Raw genomic sequence first — 712 nt, 5'->3', positions numbered from 1 at the left:
CGGTAATGTTCCCGTTCTTGTCATAGGCCCCTACCGATATATCATATCCCGATGACCGGTTATACCCTCCTGTGGTCTTTATACCATAGTCGGCATAGGTGATTCGGTTCAGGGCATCATATTGATAGGCATAGCCCCGGGTCTTGTTTCCATCCGCTGCATCGTTGGCGGTCTTCCATATCGTCTCACTGATATTCCCGTTGAAGAGCAGGGCATTGCCCGAACCTATTTCCTTGGTGTTGTAATTGAGCTTAAAAGTGAACAGGTCGCTGCCCAAGTTGTTTATATCGTTGATCTGTTTCAGCCAGCCACGGACGTTGTATGTGTAGTCCACCGTCTGTAGGGGGTTGCTTTCGGTGTTCCCCACTTTCTTCACCTTGAGCTGTCCCAGGTCGTCGTAGGTGTTCCCGGCGATCAGCTCGGTGCTGCCACCGAGTGTCTGTTCCTGCTTGAGCAGCCTGCCCCTGTGGTCGTAACCGAACCTGTCCACCGTCACGATGGCCGGGCTGCTGCCCTTGGTATGGGTCGTTTTGGTCTCCAGTACCTTCCCTGCAAAGTCCAGTTTGCTCTCGGTGATGTCCGTCGTCCCCAGGTAGGGGTTCTTGGTGGCCGTGTAGACCGCCCTGCCCTTTTTGTCATAGGCCGTGAGGGTCGTGATCCACTGGTCGGTGGTCAGCACCCTGGTCTTGCTCCCCGTGGCCAGGCCTTTCGT

At 55.1% G+C, this 712-nt stretch carries 1 pseudogene; it reads right to left on the bottom strand.

The annotated features are described in order from the left end of the window. Window positions 1-712 (bottom strand): annotated as a pseudogene (locus OOZ15_RS19955) (DUF6443 domain-containing protein); the annotation flags it as partial.

Origin of the sequence: Galbibacter kalidii, from assembly GCF_026241135.1 — a bacterium.
Taxonomy (GTDB): Bacteria; Bacteroidota; Bacteroidia; order Flavobacteriales; family Flavobacteriaceae; genus Galbibacter.
The sequence above is the reverse complement of the archived record's forward strand: the minus strand, read 5'-3'. Positions and strand labels throughout refer to the sequence as shown.